Here is a 1,786-nt window from a genome sequence, read left to right on the forward strand (position 1 = left end):
CTAAGAAAACCGCGTACAAGTGTTTGGTACTTTTGCGCATATAACGCCGCAATTTGCGCGACGGAGTGGAATGGCGGCTTGTTTGCGTGTTTTTGCAAACAAGGTGACAGCCCACGAAGTTCCGCAAGATTACTTGGTTATATGCCTACTGCTTGTAGGGGCTGAATATGATTTTCTGGCCGTTTTGCTGATAAGTCATGAACTGACTGCAAATTAAGCCAAAACTCAGGTGACGTATTAAAAGACTCTGATAATAGCCATGCAGTTTCAGGGGTTACCCCACGCTTACCACGCACTATTTCATTTATGCGCTGTATAGGAACGCCTAGATGTAATGCCAATGCTTTTTGAGTTACCTCAAGAGGCTCTAGAAACTCTTTGAGAAGAATAACTCCTGGGTGTGTTGCTATGCGATTTGAAGGAATCATAATTTACCTCATATTTAGTGGTAATCCACTATTTGGACATCATGAGCAGCGTTAGAATCCCAGCGAAATACAATACGCCACTGAGAATTAATACGAATACTATGGAAACCGTCTAGGTCACCTTTAAGTAGCTCAAGCCTATTTCCGGGAGGCGACTTAAGGTCATCTAGGTTCTGAGCAGCATTAATAACATCAAGCTTATATAAAACTAACTCATGTATCTGATTGGGCAGCTTTCGTGCCCAACGACTAGAAACACCATTAAACAGATCTGATGTAGTTTTATTGCCAAAGGAAATAATCATTTAGGCATATTAACGAATACACGGTATTCATGCAACATATAACGCCGCAATTTGCGCGACGGAGTTAGATGGCGGCTTGTTTGCGTGTTTTTGCAAACAGGGTGACAGCTCACGGAGTTCCGCAAGATTGCTTTGTTATATTTAATCACGCAGCCTCAAAAGAAACTGAGTGAACGTTACCTAAATTGATATTTTGTTTGGCCTGCCAAAGGTCATAGTTGTCTTGCATTGCCAGCCAGCTTTCAGGACTACGACCTACAGCTTTGGATAGCCTTAATGCCATTTCAGGTGTTACACCACTTTGCCCCTTTAAAATACGGTTAAGTGTCGATGATGCGACATCTAGCTGTTTGGCTAAAAAGCGGCAGCTATAACCGAACGGCTCAAGGTATGTTTCTTTAATGAACTCACCGGGATGAGGAGGGTTATACATGCTCATTAGTGATAGTCCTCGTAATTTAATATGAATGCATTGCCATCTTTGAATTCGAAAGTTACTCGCCAGTTACCATTAACCGAAATAGACCAAATACCTTCACGGTCACCTTTTAATGGGTGCAATTGATAACCTGGTAAATCAACATCCTCGATTACATGAGCAGTATCGATAGCCGCCAGTTGCATTTTCAATTTCCTTGCATGGCTATTCTGAATGCCCGCAGTACTCCCTGATTCAAAGTACTTTTTGAGACCTTTATGCTTAAACGATTTAATCATAAGCTGATGGTAGCATGATGCGCACTACGCATCAATAAATATAACGCCCAGCTCACCGGAGGAGCAAAATTGGCGTGACTTTTTGCTCCAGCAAAAAGCGCGACACATTTTGCGGAGTCCGGTGGAGCTGCTTGTTATAGCTTTTATTGGTATTCAAATTTGGTTTTAGCCTCACCAGTTTCATTTATAGTTAGTGTAAATGACTTCCAATCACCGCCAGTATGCGATTTCATAACTGAGTGAAGCTTAGGCACAACGGTATAGAGCCGCTCTCTTTCAGGTTTTACAAGTGCCTTTGAGACCCTTTTACCATCAATTACATAACTAAATTTGGAT

Annotated in this window: 5 protein-coding genes; all 5 read right to left on the minus strand. The window is 41.9% G+C overall.

The features are described from left to right. Positions 1–137: 137 nt before the first annotated feature. Positions 138–428: a HigA family addiction module antitoxin gene (locus tag A3757_RS18005; RefSeq protein WP_068511195.1), complete on the minus strand. Its 291-nt coding sequence runs from the start codon at positions 426–428 to the stop codon at positions 138–140. Positions 429–442: 14 nt separating this feature from the next. Then, positions 443–733, minus strand: a complete 291-nt coding sequence (locus tag A3757_RS18010; RefSeq protein ID WP_068511197.1) for a type II toxin-antitoxin system RelE/ParE family toxin — start codon at positions 731–733, stop codon at positions 443–445. Positions 734–878: 145 nt separating this feature from the next. After that, positions 879–1,172, minus strand: coding sequence for a HigA family addiction module antitoxin (locus A3757_RS18015; protein ID WP_068509680.1), 294 nt, complete (start codon positions 1,170–1,172; stop codon positions 879–881). Next, on the minus strand, positions 1,172–1,450 hold the full coding sequence (locus tag A3757_RS18020) for a type II toxin-antitoxin system RelE/ParE family toxin (RefSeq protein WP_068509678.1): 279 nt from the start codon (positions 1,448–1,450) through the stop codon (positions 1,172–1,174). The genes A3757_RS18015 and A3757_RS18020 overlap by 1 nt, the downstream gene beginning before the upstream one ends. 143 nt (positions 1,451–1,593) lie before the next feature. After that, positions 1,594–1,786: immunity protein YezG family protein (locus tag A3757_RS18025; protein ID WP_156506395.1), on the minus strand; the 193-nt coding region annotated here is incomplete at its 5' end.

The sequence above is a fragment of the Oleiphilus sp. HI0117 genome (assembly GCF_001635235.1).